The following is a 19,999-nucleotide window of genomic DNA, read 5'->3' on the forward strand; positions in this document are numbered from 1 at the left end:
AGTAATTACCTTGTTTTGTTAATGCTTGAAAGTAACCATTATTTTGACTTGAGCAACAGTTGGTGAATTTGCATGGCCGTTAAAAAAACGCCACCCAAATCTTCTTTAAAAAACTGGCAGCACTGTTCGATGGTGTTGAGAAAGCCTCGCAGCTCATTTACTGTGCGTACGTAGGGCGTGTTCCCCGGTACCAGCGACGGACTGTGATAAGTGAGTGTCATGGGTTGGCCGCTATTGCTTATTGTCATCATCAGACGCTTCAGCGCAACCAGGTCGCAGCCCTCTGGGGTCAGCCTGATGCGCTCAAGTAAATGCGTTCGGGCTAGCAGGCCTTTAACGCGCCATGTGGCTGCAAACCGGTGGTCTAACTTGGGGTAGAGCGCCGGGCCAACCCCTTTGAGTGCACCGCAAAACGCTGTGGTCACCGGCAAGGCCAGCATTGGTGCGCGTGGGGCCGCAAACCAAAACGCTGTGTTGGTGCAGTTGGTGTAATCAGGACCGCCGTCCGCATTAAATGCAGTGTATGGCACCACACTGGCATCGACACAGTAGCCTAGGGCCGCAAGGGTGCCCAACGTATGTGGCCCCAGGCCGTAGCGCCCTGCTTTAAAGACCTGAGGCTGGTGTCCAAAATTGTCGTGGATCGCGTTTGTTAGTTGCTTGATCTTTTCAGCCTCCAACTCGGGGAGTAAGTTACCGGCGTACGAGTTGTGGGCATTGACTACTTCTACGTACGGCGGTGACACCCATGGATGCAAGTGTGTACCCACTTCACAGCGCCCTTCGCGCATGATGGCTCGTAAAGCAGAGTAGGCCGCAGGCGTTGTGGCAACGGGCCAATCAACAACGTACGTGGGAACAATACCAAGGCGGTCATATATCGCACGGTGTGCCGTCTCTTGTGCGCCGATGGACTCTGTAGCGGTGCATTGCCTTGAGAATGGTTTTGACCAATCAAACTCTTCCTCAGTGTCCACAATTACACACATCACCGGGGGGTGCCCAGGTGGCAACCGGGCAGGTGTGCGATTTGGCCACTCAAGCACTTTTTGCAGCATGACGTATCTCATGTTGAATCTGCTGCTTGATACATTCCATCAACATGATGACCATGTATGGAAGTTCAAAATATGCGGCACTCAAGAGGGCGCCACCAACTGCATAGGCAATCATCGAAGCGGTAAGAAGGTCTGCGAGGTCGACCGCCCATTTGAATTCTTCCTGATGTTTAGATGCTATCTTTTTTATGTCATTCCTTGTCTTAAATGAATTAAGAAGTGTCAATAAAAATAAAAAGAAACCCAAAAAACCAAGATCGCCCATCACTTGAAAATATATACTGTGAGCTACAAAACTATATGGGTTTGGTGTAACTATAAAACCCATCAACCCTTGTGCATCCCTGAATTTTTCGTACAACGAATGTGCCGCGACTGCATCAAGACCACCACCTAAAAGTGGATTCTCCAACGCAATCGCAGTACTCTTTTTCCACACAGCAACACGGGTCATGAAGGATGAATCTTGATCTGCCTCAGAAATAGTACCCATTCGTTCAGACCATGAATCTGGGGCAACCGTGACGACAAGAAAAGCCAAACTTATCAGGGCCAATGCACCAACAAACTTACGTTGGCTTACCTTTAACATCCACAAGCCCATTGCAACTAAAGCAATCAACCCACCACGTGAACGAGTCGATATAACGGTCAAAATAGTAAGGACCACTGCTACCAGTGCACCTACCCGCACCCAACGGTATGGTATTTGCAAATATGCATAGAACACCAATGGCACGGTCATAGCCATTACCATGGCAAAGTGATTATTGTCACCAAGTTTCGCTGGGCCATAACCAAGATGCCCACCAGCGCTAGCGATAAATTTGAGGCCATTTAGGACTCCATGAAAGGCGGACCCCAAAATAATCATCAGTACAAAAGCGTGAATTCGTGTGCGAGTCGTCAGCAACATCGGCATGATGAGGCAAAATAAAAGAGTTTTCAGTAGGTTTGTGCATAGCTCCCAGTTTCTGGATAAATCTGGATACGCGAAAGTTGCACTCAAAAGCACTTGTAAGCCAAATACTATAAATAAAATAGCAGTGGTATTGGCTGACCATTTTCTGCTGTAAACATCTTTTTTGATTATTAGTAGGAATAACGTCATAACTGCAAATACTTGCACATAAGGTATTGAATTCATAAATCCATATAAATATGAATTTATAGAGATAAGACCTGTCCAACCCCACAATAAATATGAGTTAAATGTACTCCTGAAGCTCAACTGAACCAGGAAAAGCATAAACCCGAAAAACATCAAGTCACGCATGTGGTCCCTTACCCTTGCTGCCTTCGAGTTGTGAAGGACTGGCCTCGGTTTCCTTATAAGAAAAGATAGATAACTTTTTCTCATCCTTACCCTGCTCGCTACGATTGATACGATACAAAAGTAGCACCATGCAGGCAATCGTCAGTCCGAATAGCGCAGCTTCAATCATGCAGCCACTCCAAATTTTGAAGAACGTGGTTATGCGAAGTGGTGAGCATGAGGGCGGCCAGCATTGGGTCACAGCGCACCACAATGCACCGCGAAGGCTGTGCTTCGCGCACGGCCGCCAAGGCTTTGATGAGCCAGGCAATGTTGTCCGTGGACCGCAAACTAAATACTATTTTTATAGCTACAAGCCTTTTACGCATAAGGTCAAGGATGCTTTTTGTTATATATGCGAAGTCGACGGAAACGCCGTTCGATATTAATAAGACTGGGATTAGGGGCAACAGGAAAGATCTTTCTAGGTTAGCACTTAAACAGTAGTTGGAGGTGGTGTCGCGCAGCGGCCCGGCATCAGTCATGATTTGCTTGAGGCATGGCTTTCGTGCCGTGCCCAGCGACAACAGAACAGTGGCACGGTTTGTCGAGACAACGTCCAATATCGCCTGAGTAGGTTCTGACATTGTGGGAGGTGCCAAGTAAAAAGACTTTAGCCTTGGTCATAAAGGTTTCCCAAAAATCCGTTTAACTGTAACGCTTTTAAAAGGCGTTACAGCTCAGCAAGCCGCAAAAGCGCGCTGTGCGCACGACGATATGCGACAGGTTGTGTTGTGGGGCTTGCTTACACTGCTGACATCTGAAGTGTCCTTACATACTTGACCTGCAATTCAGGGCGCTGAATCGTGGTCAACAGGTTTCCATAATGCCAACTACGGCGGACTACTCTGGCGGGCTACCCTTGATCTTTTCAAACAAAATCAACTGTGTGCTCTCTGGTATGCCGACTTGTGAGATGACGCCTCGGTCAACAAAACCATCCGCCAACTGCGCCAACTCCGGGTACCGCACGCGCTTAACCAGCCAAACACGCTTTGCATTGGTTGTAGCAGCAGTTGCGTCCCGGCCAATGACATAAGTGATGCCCCTATCGACAATTTGGTTCGTTTCGGGTTGTAACTTGAGTGCATCTGTTAACTGTGGGCCAAGTTTCTGCACCAAGCGTTGCCAACTGTCGCTGAGCGGGGGTAAAACTCTTAGCGGCGAGCCCCATTCCGGCTTGACAGCGTAGCGCATTACAGCCCAGTAAAGATATGGCTTCGGTATGACCACCACATCACCCGGTTGGGCCAGCGCCACCAATGCCGCTGCAACGGGTTGGTATGGGCTGATGCGTGTAGTCAAATGAGCCATTGCCGGAAAAATTGCAACCGTCATTGGCACCAAAACTGCCACTGTGCTCCACACCCTCAAAGGGCGGCGCAAGCCCTGCCCCCCCCCTGCCAATGCAAGGCAGGCAAAGGGCATCAGCATGGCTGAATAAACAGGCGTCTTGAACATGGGTGCAAAGAACAACCCAACAATTGCCGCTGCGGCATATGGCCCGACCAGCAAAAAAAGCGATACCCAACGTGTACGTGCATGCCAAAGCCCCAACCCAACAGCAAGCACAAACAAAATGGCGCCCAAGGGTTTGCCAGGTGGCCAGTTCATACCCCAGCCGGCGACCATGCCGCCCAGGTGGGTGATAACCGAGCCGTCATCATTATTGCCGCCCGACTCAGCTTGGCCCGCCATGCCCAACCGGAAGACTACCGACACTACCAATGGCAGCAGTAGGATGGCAGCAACCGCCTGGGTGATGAACCAGCGTTTCCATGCTGCTGCGCGGCCGTGTTCTGCATAAACTTGCACCGCCGCCGCTAGCGCGATCCACGCAACAAAATAGATAGCAATAGCGTGGCTGTAACCAAGGGCTAGCTGCACAAAAAGCATGGCAAACCAAGGCCATAGTCGCTTGTCTGTGCCAACCAGCGCACGCTGGTTGAGCCACCAGCTGCCAAGCGCTAGCGCCGGAATCATGGCGTACATCCGCAAATTGACAGCAGCCGAGGCCACCTGCGGTGCCAGCGTAAAAAATGCCACGGCCATCAGCGCTGCCGTTGTGCCAAGCCACTGGTGACCTACCCCAAAAATGACTAGACAGCTTACAAGATGCCAGGCAATGGAATTGAGCAGCAAGCCTTTGTCACTTGAAAAGAACAGTGCCCAAAATTTGAGCTGCAAAAAATGGAATGGCGGGTGCTGGTCTAGCCGTGCAATCTCCACAAAAAAATACGGCAATTGCTCATTCAGGAAGGCGACCTGAAAAATCTCATCCTCCCAAAATCCGTTCCACTGCGAAAAGCTCGTTAACACTGCAGCCAGCCCGACCAGCAATGCTAAAGCAATGAAGAACTGAAGCGGTCGTTGCGCCTTTGATGTTTCTACCGTGGCAATGCCGTTCATATAATTTTCTCAATGAAATAGCGTGGTCTTTGTTTGGTTTCCATGTAGATCTTGGCTACATACTCACCAAGAATACCGATTGACAGTAATTGTATGCCACCTAAAAAATATATTGGTACAACTGATGAGGCCCAACCAGGAATAACAGCTTTTAAAACCAAGGTCCCATAAATAACAAATAAGATCATTGCAAAACTAAAGCCAGACACCAAAAAACCTAATAAAGTAATTAATCTCAACGGGACGATGCTGAAAGAGGTAACTCCTTCAGCCGCAAAAGCTAGCATCTTGCGCAGTGGATACTTTGAAACGCCGGCAAAACGCTCGGCACGGTCATATTTGACAGTGGCTGCCCTGTACCCTATTAACGGAACAATGCCACGTAAAAACATGTTCACTTCGCCGAACTGGCGCAAGGCCTCAACGGCGCGGCGGCCTAGCAGCCGAAAATCAGCATGGTTGTGCACCAGGTCAACGCCCATTTTTTTCATCAGCCCGTAATACATCAAAGCGGTGTTGCGCTTGAAGCCCGTATCTGTCTGGCGCGAATCACGCACGCCGTACACCACTTCTGCACCCCCCAAAAACTCGCGCACCATATTCTCAATGACAGCGATATCGTCTTGCAGATCAGCATCAATGCTGACGATGGCATCGCCCTCAACTGACAACAGGCCAGACAACAACGCATTTTGATGCCCCCGGTTGCCCGACAGTTTGATACCGTGTACTCGCGTATCACCCGCCGCCAACTCCTCAATCAAGGGCCAGGTTTTGTCCTTGCTGCCGTCGTCAACATAATGCACACAACTGCCGTTATTAACGAGACCTAACGCGTGCAACTTGCAAAGCAGCGCTAACAGCCGACGATTCGTTTCAGGTAGAACCTCCTCCTCGTTATAGCAAGGTACAACAATAGCAAGCTTGATCGGGTTCACATGCATTTTTAGACTCCTATTGCTTCTCATGAACCGGCGTGGTGCGCCTGAACACAACATATTTAAGTATGAAATACGAGACTAGCGTAACCGGCACGGTGGCTACTGCTCCCGCTACATAGGGGCTTACTGTAGCCTGCACTAATGCACCGATGATTGAAATATTTAAAAGATAGATAAACAACCAAGCCACTACAAATTTGACAAATGTTACCTTGCTGGCATTCTTAAAAACTACATTGCCTTGCGTAGTGAAGCTGAAGGCTATTCCGAGTAAAAGTGCCATCAAATTGGCTGCTTGGAATTTAAAACCTAAAAATAGAAAGGCGGAGTATACTCCATAACTAAAAAGCGTATTACAAATGCCGACTAATATATATTTTACAAACTGACGATCAAAAAGTTTTAGCATCTTAACGCCTGATAAAGCATGAAACTGTCTCGAAACCGAAACGGTAGTCATGTACTTACGCTATTATTCGACATTCTACGATTTATATTCCAGCTCATGATCAAAATCAGGTATTTAATTGGATATTTAAATATAACAAATAACCACTTCGCAAAGCCACTCGCACTTCTGGCTTGCACGTTTTGTGCCTCCGCGAGAGACACCGTACGGTTTGCAATTGTCAATGAACCAGCATGCCAGCAAAATGCCGCAAGTGTGCGATCTGATTTGACAAAAGCACCCAACCTGCGCAGTTTGAGAAGTATGTCCAGGTCCATGGTGTATTTGAGCAACTCATCCAAACCACCAGCCTTTTGAAACGCAGAAAGTCTGAACAAGCAGGCTTCCTGCTTGATAAGGCCAGGAACGAATTGCAACAATGCAGGTGCATTAGGCGGTGGCTTCCGCGTGAACAATAAACTACCGTTAACGTCAATGTAGTCACAGGAGCCATACACAACAACTGCTGCAGGATTCTGCTCCATTAGCAGACAGGCATCGGCAAGGGCGCCAGGGTGCAACATGTCATCGTCTCCCAGCCATGCTACGTATTTGTGCGTCAACGTTGCTGTGGCGAAACCAGCGTTCACAGCTGCCGAGATGTGACCCGGATGGGTAAGGATCTGCGCTTGAAAATTTTCGCCAATGCGTACAAGATCAGCACTCACAAACTTGGCCACAATAACAATGTCAACATCCACATGGGGTTGCTGGCGGATTGAGGCGAGCGTACGCCGAATTGTGCCAAGCCGTTCACCGAGTGTTGGCACAACCATCAGTACGCGAAAAGGCGCCTGATGCGATTTTTCATCCGTGATGAAAATCAATCTTGGGCTTACTAAAGTATTTCCACTATTCATTGAGTACCCATTTTTTGAAGCGAATAAGGGAAGGTGGTTTTATTGGTGGAATGTAATTTTAATATAAAGTCATAAAGTATAATTAGCTTATGTTCCTGAGTAGTTAAACCATCGGGTAAATTGAAATAATAGGTACCAATTAAAAATTAGCAAATCATCTATGCATCCTAAAATAGGAAGCTTGGCATTTTAATTTGATGTAGCACAAGCCAAAATCTTTCAAGCCAACCAAATGAGATTCGACTGGCATAGCTATTTGGAATCGACCAAGTGGTCAAATACATAAAAATATATAATCTAGATATCGATTTTATTTCAATCTCAAACAAGACTGAATCAGAAAGAATTAGTGTAAAAACAAAAAATATGTATATGTATATCCACCGACCCCAGTCAACCCCGACAAAATATAATGGCAAGAAAAAGGCGAATGCACAACATAAAAAATATAACTTTTGTTTATTGGCCCAATTTGTGAGAAAAACAGGTGCTATTGCTATAGAAAATAACGAAAAGTAAATAAAGATGGATCTCTTACCAAGCTCTACGACCTTTGTCCAGCCATATTGGGCATCAAACCTTAACCACTCGATAGAACCCGTGCAAATAATTTCTTTAAAATTGCGCAGTAAAAGAGATTTACATATGCCTGTTGCTGTTCCTTCATCCCCTGGATAACTAATGGCAAACATGAGCGCCGCGAATGCAGTAGCTGAGAAAATTATAGAATATAAAAGAGCTAATTGCGATTTTATCAAGCCCGCATTTTTGGCACTAAAAAAAATATAGATGAAAAAAGGTAATGCTAATGCTGTTGATTCGTGAGAAAATGTAGAAATTAAAAAAGTTAAATAAGTAAGAATGATTACTTTTTTATTTAAGTTTCTTAGGGCATAATAATAAGACAACAGAGCAAATGCCAGGAAGATAAGTATTTCTTTCCTAAAGCCACTTTTAAAGTCAAGAAATGAGAAAATCAGAAAGGCTGGTGAAAACAAAAACACATACCAGGTCAAGTTTCTTGGGCGCAATAAAAAAATATTAATTATCAAGCGGTATACTGATGTATATATAATAGTTTGTATTGAGAATGTTAGCCATTTTAAACTTACGCCGAAGTTAGAAACTGTATAAAGGATTTGACCTAAAAGACCACGTCGCACTATGCCCGCCTGATAATTAATGAGCCAATCGCCTGTTTTCCATTCATTTCCACCATTAAAGACTTCAATAAAGTAGTACAGAATTATTACAGCTAATATCAACCAGAGCAGCAAGTAATACTTTTTTGTTATCCAGCCGAAGTTGGACAAAAAACGGCGCGCTGGGCTGCCGTTATACATGTTAGATGTCCATTTTGTTAAATATACTGTTTGGCAAGTGGCGGATTATCAACATAATCACCGCCCACTTTCTTGGTACGTAAACGTTCGTCTGCCCGCGGTCGATAGCTTCAACGATTTTTCGCGCAACGTCTTCAGCAGAAGCCATCCTCGGGCCCTTGCCCACAAGGTGTGTTGTCATGGGCGTAGCTGTAGGGCCCGGCCGGATCAGGATCACTTTGATACCTGTATTGGCAAATCGGTGCTGCAACCCCTGCGCATACCGGGTCACCATACCTTTGGCTGCACCATAAACGTAATTTGATTTGCGGCCACGGTCACCAGCCACTGAGCCAATCAGGGCCAGCGTGCCACTATTATTTTGGCTCATGTGCTTGGCAAAGGCCTCAGCAAACAATACCGGGGACACGCCATTAATCTCAAGTGCGTCCCGACAGACTTCCAGGTTATCTTGGCAATCATCCTGCTCTGGCAAAGAGCCATGCGCAATCAAGACTGTGTGGATAACACCACGTGCCGCAATCTCGTCCACGGTATTGCGGATAGCGGTTGGGTCTAGAAAGTCCGAGGTAGTTACCCCAATTTCGGACTGTGGGCTCCGCACTCGGAGGTCAGCGGCAACGCGCTCAACTCGTTGTGTATCACGGCCTACCAGAGTCAAATCAACAGACTTACCCTGCACCCAGAGCCTCGCGCAATGCTCAGCCATAGCCGAAGTGGCACCAATGATGACAATTCGATTTGTATTACTCAATTTAACTCCCCATCAAACGACGAGAGAGACCCGAGCTGATGCCCGAATCCCGATATTTCATGAACTCACTCAGGCGTGGATACCCGGCCTCAAAAAGACTGCGCGGCATCCGGGCATCCTTGGCGGCATAAATCCGGCCGCCGGCTTCGCGCACAATGCCATCAAGGCGGTCAAACAGCATCTGTGTTCGCAAACCCTTCTGGGGGAAGTCCAGCGCAAGGGTGACGCCGGGTCTAGGAAAACTGAGCATCCCAACCGGTTGACGTTCACCAAAGGTCTTTAGAACTGCCAAAAAAGATCCCTCGCTGCAGCGCGCAATTTCACCAAGCATAGCGCGGGTTGCATCCTGCCCAACATCACGTGGCACCACGCACTGGTACTGGTAAAAGCCTTTAGGGCCGTATATTCGATTCCACTCAAGAATGTTGTCCAACGGGTAGAAAAAAGACTCGTAGTGCGCAATGGCTTGACCCGCCCGCCACTTCTTGAGATGGAAGTAAGCCATATTGAATGCCCGTAGCGACAACGGGTTTACTAAGGAGACGGGGGGAATGATGGGCATGGTCCGCTTGCGGCTCTGGGGATCTGGCCGATTGCACACATCGGTTGGATTACCGCGCATGAACAGCCCGCGCCCGCGGGCATCAAGGCAGTCGAGCCAGGAAACTGTGTGTTGCCAGTCGGCTTCTGATTCGTCGGCTAACTGAAAGAACTCGCCCAAGTTGGCGTAGGGCACAGTGTCGGTGGCCAGCCAAGGGCCAGCCACCCGGCAAAGCTGTATTTCCGCTTCGACAATGATGCCAGTCAGACCTAAGCCGCCCACCGTGGCGGCGAACCAGTCAGCGTTATCTTGCGGGCCGCATTCAATGGTCTGGCCGACAGTGCGCAGCAAGCGGATCCGCTGAACGTGATCGCCAAACGACCCCAGCACATGGTGATTTTTGCCATGCACGTCATTGGCGATGGCACCGCCGACTGTGACCAGTTGCGTGCCTGGTGTGACAGGCAGAATCCAGCCCAGTGGAATCACCAGGCGCTGGATTTCCCTTAACAAAACACCCGCCTCGCAAACCAGCCGCCCAGAGCTTTGGTCAAAGGAAATGAAGTGATTCAACCCAGTGGTGTGCCACAAAACGCCGTCTGGATTGAGGCAGACATCACCATAGCTGCGGCCATTTCCATGTGCTATTCCCCGGGGTTTGCTGGTTATCTGGCATGCAATCTTGGCAGGGTCATGCAAGCTGACCACATCATGCGAAGCGGCATCCAGCCGGCCCCAGGCGGACACCGGCCTCATACCGTTTCCTTCAAGAACACATAGCGTTTGTCCAAATGGTATTTGATGATGTTGCCAATCGTCAGGCCAACAGCCCCACCAACATAACGCATGCCGTCGGTCTGAAAAGCAAGGTGAAAACCATACTCGATGCCCCAAAAGAACGCAGTCGTAAACACACCCATGAAGGTGTAAAGCATGAAGACGCGGCCATCATGGGCCAGGTTCTTGGATTCAAAGCCGAAGATATGACGCTTTTCAAGTACGTATTTAACAGGCAGTCCGGCGGCAGTCCCGACCAATACAGAAAGTTGTAGAGCAAACGGCCCCTTGTAAATCCAAATCATCAAGGCTTGACAGCCGATATTGACAACTATGGCAATAAAGGCGAACACGGTATAAAGCAATGCAAGCCGAGCAACGCCTTTCACCACTTTATGGTTCGACATTTAACGATGTGCCCACTGGTAGGGTGGAGGAAAATTGACGCAGCAAGGCTACCGCTTCTTGATGGTTTAAAGCCTGTGTAACGTAAAAGGTGACTTGCCCACTTGCTGCAGTTACGCGCGATGTATTCAAAACAGCAACTCGTCTCCATGCGGTAGGTATTTTGTCTTTGAACCAATCATCATAAATCATGATCAGTGAAACGTTCCGACGTGAGACAAGCGCATCAAGGGCCTGGGAGTCAAGACCACCCGCAAGTTTTAGTCGCCGAACTTCCTCCGACCCAAGTCCCCAAAGATCGAGAACAAAACTTGGATTGTTGTAGCTGACCCAACCCAAATCATTGACTGCAACGGGACGTTTCCAATACTCAGTAGCAAAGCGGTGCATTTGATACTGCTGTTGATAGATATTGCGTGAGGCCACTGGTGTGCGAAGCGTATCAAACGCATAGGGTGCTGCAATCAGAAGTAATGCTACTATGACAGCAAAACGTATTGAAACGTGAAGTAAATATGTGCGACTAAGCACTAATGTCGAAATTACAACTAAGGCATAGACGTAAATTTCATATCGAGAGAACCAACCATATTGGCCGAAAAAAACATGGCCTAGACCAGTGGAAATAGCGAGCCCACCGATAACAACCCAAGTCTGGTTAGATTCTTTCTTCCGCAATTGGTAACATAAGCAACTAATGATCAGGATACCCAGAAGTAATAAGACACCCTGTCTCTCGTTCATAGAGGTCAACCCATTGCGCAAGATAGACCAAGATAACTGAACTAGGCCGCTTTGTCCGTCTAAGTTCGATGCTACGCCCGATTTGAGAAGAACAGAGCTTGGTAGTGCTGGCAACCCAAGTATTTGCGTGAACTGAAACCAACCAAACATGGTCGATAAAATTAGTAATAAAGCGAGGAACCCTGTCCGCCAACGCCCTAAATAAAATAACGCAATCACAGACAGTAATGCCATGGCCAAACCTTCAAAGCGAATTAAAGGCATGACCACAATCGCCAGAATGAGCCAGACTGGCACTTTAAAAGTATTATTGATTATTTTTAAAAATCCAAAAATGATCAGAACGACCGAAAGTATATGCAGTGAATGTTCCATGCCGGTCATTACCAGCCCCCAAGCATTCAAAATTAAGCATACAGCTAAACCAAGGCTAATCGGGAAGATTTTTGTATAAGGGTAAGGACAATCCTGTTTTTTCCATGTCAGAACATACCTTTGAAGAATTTGACCGACAACATAGACTGAGCCAGCCATAGCTACTATGTTAATTACTAGTGGCCCCAACCTGCCAAATCCTAACCTCTCTGAAAGTGCAAGCAGAAATGGGTAAACGATGGATGAGCTTGGTGCCGAAAATTCTCCGCTATTAATGCCATATTCATCTTGCAGAATAGATTCTGCAACTGCCAAATGAATGTATGGATCATCTAATGTATAAATCAAATGACCGTCTGCCAAATAAACTGACCAGGAAATTAAAACTGCAATACCAAGGAGCCATAAAAATAACAATAGGTAAGGGTATTTATTGGGTAATTGAAACTTCTCAAGAGGCATAACATCATTTTTTCACGAGTTTCCAATAATAAATTAATGCGATAATACGGATGCCACGGCGAAATAGAAAGCATATGGCGCTTCCTCAGCTACTGTTTGAAAATGGGCTGCATGCAGTAAGAGTGAAGGCGAAGCTCTCATAGTGCAAACCAGAACACAGCCGTAAACAGAACACCCGTCAAAATGCTATTCCGGTCTTTCATGGCAAACACAACGGGGTCTTCATGCATCCAGCCACGATGAACAATCATCCAGGTGCGGGTAATCCAATAAAGCAAAAGCGGGCAGGCCAACCAGATGACCTGCGGGTGGCTGTATTGCGCAGATGTGTGCTGGTCTTGAATATAAAGCGCCAAAACCATCACCGCCAGGTACCCTGAGGCCGCACCCAGCGAGGCAATCATTTCGAGATCGCCCGAGTTGTAGCCACGGCCCGGGGCTGCCAGTGTCTTGCCTTGTTGGCGCGAGTCGCGAAGCTCGGCGTATCGCTTGACCAATGCCAAGCTTAAAAAAAGGAACATGGAAAAGACCAACATCCAGAAGGTCAAGCTGACGCCAAATGCGAAAGTGCCAGCAATGATGCGCATGGTGTAGAGCATGGCCAATGCAATCACATCAACGGTCATGATACGTTTGAGCACCAGCGAATAAGCAAGCGTCAACCCGTAGTAGCAAGCCAGCGCGGCAGTAAATTGCCAAGGCAACAGCAACGCGGAAATAGCAAACGCAGCCAACAGCAACCCCGGAAACACCAGCAACGCTGTTTTGATGGGTACTGCGCCAGCTGCCAAGGGCCTGAACCGTTTTTTTTGATGTTGGCGGTCATCTTCCAGATCCAGCAGGTCATTGAGCAAATACACGCTGGAGGCGCAGAGGCCGAATGCCAAAAAAGCCATCAGCGCAGCAAGCAGCAAATGAACTTCCCCAGCGCGGTGAGATGCAAACAACGGCACAAGAAGCAAAACATTTTTTGCCCATTGGTGTAGCCGGAGTTGGCGAGCCCAGGCGCGCAGAGGGGAATCTGGCCGACCGATGACTTGGGCCACATTACCGAGCTTGTTTGCTGCCGTTTCGACGCCAAATTCAGGGTCAACAAGGTATGCCTGATGTGCCGACGCCCAGACTTTCAGGTCGTCGTGGGAGTTGCCGATGTAGTCAAAACCATTTTCTCCAAACCTGCTGACAAGGACATCACGTTTGGTGCGGGCAGAGAGGTTGGTGGTTGAGTTGGACGCCAGAACTTCGTCAAACAAGCCCAAATGATTGGCTATGGCAATTGCGTAGGTCTGGTGGCTGGCAGTGGCCAGAATCAGGGTGCGGCCAGCGGCTTTTTCTTGTTCAAGAAAGCTGATCACTTTGGCGTTGTAAGGCAGTGAGGCGGCGTCAATAGACACCGCTGCTGCGATGTTGGCTTTGAGATTTGCTTTACCGCCAAGCAGCCAAACGGCAGGTGCAAGCACCTGAGATGGGTTTTGCCGAATATAGGCAAACGCCGACTCAACCAGCATGTCGGACCGCAACAGCGTTCCGTCAAGATCTACGACCAATGGGCGACTTGACATTGTGGGTATCGTTGATATTGAGTGGTGCAGTTGCAGGAACAACAGCACCAAGTTTCAGCCAGTTAAAAACTCCCCCTCAGCTAATTGGACAACGGCAGCCTGCCAAGTGTTTGTAAGATTTTGAAACACAGTTTAGTGCATGAATTTTGACGTTAGTGACCTCATACCTTGCGATTCAAACCCACCGTGAGACTGCGTTGTACATGCACGTCAAAGAGCCTTGGAACTGCTAAGCGTTGCTGGTAGATCAAATATCAAAAGCTTGCTGCCAATGCCGTTGCATGACAACAAGACTATAAAACTCGTTAGCTCTTTGCTGACCAGCATGAGACCATTGTGGCCAAAGTGCGCGGTGTTGAATAGCGCCCTGCAGTGCGCTGGCAAACGCGCCATCAGTTGGCTCGGCCAGCCCAGCTTGCGCCACTTCCGGAATGATCTGTGCCACATCACCCACCCGTGTGGCCACCACCGGTATGCCGCAGGCCATGGCCTCCAGCATGGCAATGGGCAGTTGCTCGGTGTCTGAAGACAGGGCAAACAGGTCAAATTCAATCAGGCGGCTGATGGGGTCTGGCAGGTAGCCAGCAAATTCCACGTCGGCCGCTACGCCCAGGCTGCTGGCAAGCTGCTGCAAGACAGCCAGCTCTGGGCCGCCACCCACCACAATAAGCCGCGCAGGCTGCGTCGCGCGCACGGCGGCAAAGGCTTTGATGAGCCGGGCAATGTTTTTCTCGGGTCGCAAGCCTGCTACGGTTCCTATAGTTAGTATTCCTTTATTTGTAGGGGCTAGACGGCGTTTCTCCATATAGGCTGGGTCGATGGCAACACCGTTGGGGATGAATTGCACCTGGCTTGCGGGCAGCTTCCACACCTGGGTGGCAATGCGCTCCAGCTGGCGTGAGGCCACCACCACCGGTACCCCGGGCCAGCCCAGTAGCGCGCGGCGCATCCAGACCCGCCGAGGCAGTTGCTGGGTGGCTTCTTCGGGGCCAAAGCCGTCTTCCACGTGCACCTGGGGTACCACTTGCGGCCAGTTGGCTGCAGCCCATTCGATGGCACCCCAGTTGTAAGACAGCAGCAGGTGGGGGAGCTGCGCTTGCAGCACTTGCCTGAAAGCGCCGCGGTTGGCCAGGGTGCCGCCTTTTTTTACCGCAAGGGCCAGTGGCTGCCAGTTAACCTGCGGCCCTAAGCGCGCGCCAGCGTCAAAGCAGTTGTCCATGGCCACCACAATGTGCCGGTATTGCGGGCCAAAGGCGTTGGCCAGTTGCACAAAGCGCGCCTGCGGGCCACCTAGCTTGAAGGTAGAGAAGGCATGGAGCAGGACGCGGGGGGTGGGCATGGCCGGATGATACGGGGGCATGGATCCCGGCTCGTGGGCCGGGATGACAGCCATGTATGGACTAGCTTTCAGCGTGCACGGCAAGTGCCCGGCGGTGGAACTCGGCGGGATCGGCTACGGGGGTCCAGCCTAGGTCGCGCTTGGCATCAGTGCAGTCAAACTGTGCCAGCAACCCGCGTGAGAGCAGATCGCGCCGGTAGGGGCGCTTGAGCTTTTGGCCCGCCACGCGCTTGATGGCCCATTTGCCCATCTCGGTGAGCCACAGGCCGGTGGGGCTGGAGGGCACAAAGTGCAGCGGGCGGCCCAGCACTTTGGCCAGGTCTTGAATGTAGGCGCGGGCACTGGGGCGCACGTCACCGACCAGGTTGTAGGCTTTGCCCACGGCGGCCGGGGCGGTGAGCGCGGCGACGATGGCGCTGGCACAGTCGTCGGCCAGCACCCAGGGCAGCGGGTTGGTGCCGGCGTTCCAGCCCACGCAATATTGGTCGTTGTTGAAGAAGCCCAGGCCGCCATGAAATGGCGATGTGCCGCTGCCCACCACCAGGCCGGGGCGCAGCAGCACCACGGGCAGGCCAGTTTGCTTGTGGATTTGCAGCACGGCGGCGTCTGCCAGCGCCTTGGCGTGGGCGTAGTCGTTGCGGGTGTCGGGGCGGGGGTCTGGCTGGGTGCTGTCGGTGATGACGCTGCTGGCGTCGCCCAAAAACAGACCAGAGATAGAGCCTACGTGCACCAGGCGCTTGATGTGCTGGGCCTGGCAGACTTGGGCCACGTCTTGGGCCGAATCGACCATGGCGGCGCGGATGGCCTCAAAGTTGGCACCACCACCGCCGTGGGCCAGGTTGATGACAAAGTCGGCCCCGGTGACGGCGCGCTCCAGGTCGGCGTGGCGTTTGACATCGCCACGGCAGATGTCAACGCCGGGTTGGTAAAACACGGGCTGCAGGTTGCCCGCGCCGCGGGCCATGGCGCGCACTCGGTAGCCTTGTGCCAGCAGCGCCGCCACGGTGTAGGCACCAATGAAGCCGGTGCCGCCCAGCACGGTCACCAGCGGGCCGCTGGGTGATGCCAAAGGTGTAGCTGCTGGCCCTTTATGTATAAGGGCTTTGAAGCTGTTTGCTACTTGTTCACAGACTTGCACCAGGTGCGCGCCAAATTCCAGATCGATGCGCGGTGTGCGTTGGGCTTGCAGGTCTTGGTAATAGCACTGCAGGCTGCCGCGCATGCCTTGGTAAAAGGCGTCGGAGCGGGGCTTTAGCTTGACCATGGCAAGGGCGTAGTCGCGCAGGTTGTCAAAACCCTGGCTGGCCATCTGTTTGCCCGAGGCGCGGGCCGCCAGCCAGCCGTCAATGGGCTCCATGTAGGCCGTACGCGCGACTGTGTGGAACTGGTTGGCAAAGATGTCGGCAATGGCCACACCGTCGTCACACACCACGGTCATGCGGCAAACGGTGAAGTTGGCCCCCACATGAAAGCGCAGGTGGGCAGGCATGCGCTCACATTGCATGGACACCTGGCAGGCGTTGTGCAGGCCCACGCCGGGTGATATTTCTACCGGTGGCTCGGCCAGCGTGGACAGTTCCGTGACGCGCCCGGCCAGGTCAACGATTTGCGACAGGGGGTGCACGGCCTGCTCAAGCAAGATGTTGAGCGGCTCACGAAACATCCAGTGGCCAAACTGTTTGCCGGTAAGCTGGCGCAGGGGCGCTTCGTAGATGTAGCTGAGGTAGCGCGGGCGACCCAGGCTGCCCGACATCACAGCTTGGCGCAGTTGCACGTAAGCTGGGTTGAAGACCAGGTTTTGGTTGACACCGATGACCGCGCCAGAGGCATGCGCTGCGGCGCGCAGCTGCTCGCACTCTGCCGTGCTGACGCCCACGGGTTTTTCAAGCAGCACCTTTTTGCCAGCCTGCACAAAGGGCATGGCCGTGGCCAAGTGGTAGTCTGGTGGGGTGAGAATGTGCGCGCTAGTAGCGTCTGAGGCTGCGGCCTCTTCGAGCGTGGCGAACACGCTGGTGGCGCCAAATTCCCGGGCAAAGGATTGCGCAGATTTGGTGTTGACGTCAAAGACACCATAGAGTTCTGTGTTGGGTACTTCTTTCAACGCAACGGCATGTGTCCTGGCAATGTTGCCTGTACCAACTAAAACGACCTTCGACTTACTCATTCAGAAGCTCCTAGTGAAACACCGTCAACTGTACCGCCTTGAAAAGGCAAAATTTGCGCTAAATGCACTTCACTGCAGACCAGAGAACACGACGCTTGGCTAAAACCCAAATCAGGAGTTTTGGGCACTAGCCATGTAAGTGTTCTTGCTGTTAACCACACTGTAGAAAAGCCGGAGCTGCCCTTGTGTGGTGGCATCCCAAGAAAAGGTTTCGGCATGGGCACGGGTGGCGAGGCGTTGAGGGTAATTGGCAAACAGCTTGACCCAAGCCTGTGCCAGTCCTTGGCCAGATCGCTCGGGCATCAGCACACCGGCGTCAGGCGTACTGACGACCTCTGGTGTGCCCCAAATATTGGTTGCGATTACCGGCGTGCCGCAAGCCATGGCCTCCAGCAACACATTGGCCCAGCCTTCGCGGCTGGAGCACAGGGCCAGGGCGTCGGCAGCGCTGTACCACCACTTTAAATCGGTCTGCGGTACCACGCCAACAAAACGCACCCGGTTAGCCACGCCCAGTCGCTCGGCTTGCCGCTGTAGCGCGGCACGGTCTGGCCCGCCACCGGCGATCAGGAGCTGAACGTCGGCTGGCAGAAAGGGCAGAGCATCGATGGCGACAAAATGGCCTTTGCGCTCGATCAGATGGCCCACGCTCAGCAGCAGTTTGCTCTGCTCTGGCAGGCCCAGTTTCTGTCGCGCAGCGTCGCGCGCTTCGGGCACAAAGCGTTGCAAGTCGACCCCGTTGCGCAGGGTGTTGAGCTTGCCCGGGTCGGCACCCAGGTCGCGCAGGCTGTCCATCAGGGCTTGACAGACGCCGATGGACGCGCCCGCCGCTGCTGCGGTCTGCAGAATCAGTTTGCGCGGGTAGGGGTGTTGAGGGATCAGGTTGAGGTCAGTGCCGCGGGCGGTGACCACAAACGGTTTGCCGAGTTTTTGGGCAATGATGCCAGCGGCCACGCCGTCAGGGTAGTAGTAATGGGCGTCAATCAGATCAAAGTCAAAGCCTTCGCGCATGAGTTGTCTGGCCAGTGGCAAGGCGGCAGCGGCCAGCGTATGTGGCGCGATGTTCATGCCGACTTTGGGCGGCAACAGGTAGCGCGGGTGGTACACGTCCAGCCCATTGCGTTGTTCAAAGCGGGGCGTGGCCGCAAACAGGCCATATTCGCCAAATTGTGCTCCAGCCCAAGGAAACCAAGGCACAGGTGCTATAACTTTTGCTTCAACCTGTCCGGTTTTTATGAGTTCACGCAAGCGGGTTTCGACAAAAATACCGTGAATTGGCCGTACCGCGCTGGGAAACAGGGTGGACAACAGCAGGATACGCATGGGTGATGGGGTCATGGGGTGTGTACCAGTGCCACCACGCGCCGGGCATTGCCCAGCCAAGTCAGGTCCAGCCGTTCAATCGTGTCATAAGCGCCTTGTGCCAGGCGCGCACGCAGCTCGGTATCAGCGCACAGGCGGGTCAGTGCGGCCTCAAAGCTGCCCGGGGTCTTGTCGTCAAACAGCAAGGCGTTCTGACCGTCGGTCAGAACTTCGAGCAGATTGGGCTCGCGTGGTGCCACCACCGCCTTGGCCAGCACCAGGTATTCCATCAGTTTGAGGGGGGAGGCGTAGGCGGTGACGGCGGGCTGCAAGGCAATATCAAAGGCGGCGACGTGTTCGGGCACGCGGTGTCGGTCGATCACTCCGGTGAAGGTGACACGCTGGTCCACGCCCAGCTGCACCGCCAGCGCTTCAAGCTCAGCCCGTACCGGCCCATCTCCCACCACCAGCAGGTGGCCGTTCTCTGGGGCTTGGGGTGTGGCGAGCCAGCGCACCACACGATCCACACCATGCCAGTCACGCACAAAACCGGTAAACCCGAGCACGATCTGGCCCTGCAGCCCGAGCTGTTGTTTGGCGGCCTGTGGTGTGGGTGCAGTGACAAAATGCGCGCGGTTGATGCCATTGGGGATGACGGTGATGCGCTGGCTCGGCACACCGTAGACTTGTACTTGGCGTGCCAGCACCTGCGTCACGGGCAGCACATGGTCGGCACTGCGCCAGGCGGTGCCTTCCGACCAGCGGGCCAGCGCCAGCAGCGACAGGCCGCCGCTGTGTTGGAGTCGTTCATCCACCAGCGGGGCGTTGACCTCCAGCAGTAGCGGGATGCCCAGCTTGCGTTTGAGCAGGGTGCCCGCCAGCAAAAACAGGTTGTAACGCTCGTAAATGACGTCCGGTTTGAACTCTTGCGCGGCCTGGACCAGCTTGCGGTAGGCCACCAGGGAGTAGGCGAGCTCCAGCAGCTCATAAACAGCGTTGGGCAGGGCCGCCTTGAGGCGGTGCACCCAACCCACTTCTCCTCCCATGGCGCCTTGCTGTGCGGCCTGTCCGCCGATGCTGGGTGCAACTACCCGCACCTCATGCCCAAGGCTGCGCAGGGCGTCAATCATTTCTTCAATGTGAACAGCCTGCCCGTCTTTGGAGGCGGTGCGGTGGTGGTAGAGAATTTTCATAGCCAAA

Annotated in this window: 18 protein-coding genes; all 18 read right to left on the reverse strand. The window is 52.0% G+C overall.

The window, feature by feature from the left end; translation table 11 throughout:
* Positions 1 to 38: 38 nt before the first annotated feature.
* Positions 39 to 1,058, reverse strand: a complete 1,020-nt coding sequence (locus RF819_RS11500) for a polysaccharide deacetylase family protein (protein WP_078366911.1) — start codon at positions 1,056 to 1,058, stop codon at positions 39 to 41.
* Positions 1,039 to 2,334 carry a putative O-glycosylation ligase, exosortase A system-associated gene (locus RF819_RS11505; RefSeq protein WP_158081274.1) on the reverse strand — a complete coding sequence of 432 codons (1,296 nt, stop codon included), beginning with the start codon at positions 2,332 to 2,334 and terminating at the stop codon, positions 1,039 to 1,041. Before RF819_RS11505 ends, RF819_RS11500 begins: the two co-directional genes overlap by 20 nt.
* Positions 2,327 to 2,503: a hypothetical protein gene (locus RF819_RS21325; protein ID WP_158081275.1), complete on the reverse strand. Its 177-nt coding sequence runs from the start codon at positions 2,501 to 2,503 to the stop codon at positions 2,327 to 2,329. Before RF819_RS21325 ends, RF819_RS11505 begins: the two co-directional genes overlap by 8 nt.
* Positions 2,496 to 2,960, reverse strand: a complete 465-nt coding sequence (locus RF819_RS11510; protein ID WP_078365119.1) for a hypothetical protein — start codon at positions 2,958 to 2,960, stop codon at positions 2,496 to 2,498. The genes RF819_RS21325 and RF819_RS11510 overlap by 8 nt, the downstream gene beginning before the upstream one ends.
* A gap of 256 nt (positions 2,961 to 3,216) precedes the next feature.
* The gene (locus RF819_RS11515; RefSeq protein WP_078365120.1) at positions 3,217 to 4,782 is read right to left on the reverse strand and encodes a glycosyltransferase family protein; all 1,566 of its coding nucleotides are present in this window, start codon (positions 4,780 to 4,782) and stop codon (positions 3,217 to 3,219) included.
* Positions 4,779 to 5,726, reverse strand: a complete 948-nt coding sequence (locus RF819_RS11520; protein WP_078366912.1) for a glycosyltransferase family 2 protein — start codon at positions 5,724 to 5,726, stop codon at positions 4,779 to 4,781. The genes RF819_RS11515 and RF819_RS11520 overlap by 4 nt, the downstream gene beginning before the upstream one ends.
* Positions 5,727 to 5,736: 10 nt before the next feature.
* Entirely contained in the window at positions 5,737 to 6,183 is a 447-nt protein-coding gene (locus RF819_RS11525) for a GtrA family protein (protein WP_078365121.1), read from the reverse strand.
* On the reverse strand, positions 6,180 to 7,031 hold the full coding sequence (locus tag RF819_RS11530) for a glycosyltransferase (RefSeq protein WP_078365122.1): 852 nt from the start codon (positions 7,029 to 7,031) through the stop codon (positions 6,180 to 6,182). The genes RF819_RS11525 and RF819_RS11530 overlap by 4 nt, the downstream gene beginning before the upstream one ends.
* Before the next feature lie 167 nt (positions 7,032 to 7,198).
* Positions 7,199 to 8,374, reverse strand: a complete 1,176-nt coding sequence (locus RF819_RS21030) for a hypothetical protein (RefSeq protein WP_143541685.1) — start codon at positions 8,372 to 8,374, stop codon at positions 7,199 to 7,201.
* 1 nt (position 8,375) lies between these two features.
* Positions 8,376 to 9,128 (reverse strand): SDR family NAD(P)-dependent oxidoreductase, encoded by a 753-nt coding sequence (locus RF819_RS11535; protein WP_078365123.1) that lies wholly within the window; start codon positions 9,126 to 9,128, stop codon positions 8,376 to 8,378.
* A gap of 1 nt (position 9,129) precedes the next feature.
* A complete protein-coding gene (locus RF819_RS11540) occupies positions 9,130 to 10,425 on the reverse strand; it encodes an FAD-binding oxidoreductase (protein WP_078365124.1) in 1,296 nt (431 codons plus the stop codon).
* Positions 10,422 to 10,853: a GtrA family protein gene (locus RF819_RS11545; RefSeq protein ID WP_078365125.1), complete on the reverse strand. Its 432-nt coding sequence runs from the start codon at positions 10,851 to 10,853 to the stop codon at positions 10,422 to 10,424. Before RF819_RS11545 ends, RF819_RS11540 begins: the two co-directional genes overlap by 4 nt.
* Entirely contained in the window at positions 10,840 to 12,432 is a 1,593-nt protein-coding gene (locus tag RF819_RS21035) for a hypothetical protein (RefSeq protein ID WP_143541686.1), read from the reverse strand. Before RF819_RS21035 ends, RF819_RS11545 begins: the two co-directional genes overlap by 14 nt.
* Before the next feature lie 137 nt (positions 12,433 to 12,569).
* Positions 12,570 to 13,994, reverse strand: a complete 1,425-nt coding sequence (locus tag RF819_RS11550; RefSeq protein ID WP_078365126.1) for a UbiA family prenyltransferase — start codon at positions 13,992 to 13,994, stop codon at positions 12,570 to 12,572.
* A 247-nt stretch (positions 13,995 to 14,241) separates the two neighbouring features.
* Positions 14,242 to 15,333, reverse strand: a complete 1,092-nt coding sequence (locus RF819_RS11555) for a glycosyltransferase (RefSeq protein ID WP_158081276.1) — start codon at positions 15,331 to 15,333, stop codon at positions 14,242 to 14,244.
* A gap of 61 nt (positions 15,334 to 15,394) precedes the next feature.
* On the reverse strand, positions 15,395 to 17,497 hold the full coding sequence (locus tag RF819_RS11560; protein WP_078365128.1) for an NAD-dependent epimerase/dehydratase family protein: 2,103 nt from the start codon (positions 17,495 to 17,497) through the stop codon (positions 15,395 to 15,397).
* Between the two features lie 111 nt (positions 17,498 to 17,608).
* A complete protein-coding gene (locus RF819_RS11565; protein ID WP_078365129.1) occupies positions 17,609 to 18,820 on the reverse strand; it encodes a glycosyltransferase family 4 protein in 1,212 nt (403 codons plus the stop codon).
* A gap of 11 nt (positions 18,821 to 18,831) precedes the next feature.
* Positions 18,832 to 19,992 (reverse strand): glycosyltransferase family 4 protein, encoded by a 1,161-nt coding sequence (locus RF819_RS11570; RefSeq protein WP_078365130.1) that lies wholly within the window; start codon positions 19,990 to 19,992, stop codon positions 18,832 to 18,834.
* Positions 19,993 to 19,999 lie beyond the last annotated feature (7 nt).

The sequence above is a fragment of the Rhodoferax fermentans genome (genome assembly GCF_002017865.1).
Classification (GTDB): Bacteria; Pseudomonadota; Gammaproteobacteria; order Burkholderiales; family Burkholderiaceae_C; genus Rhodoferax; species Rhodoferax fermentans.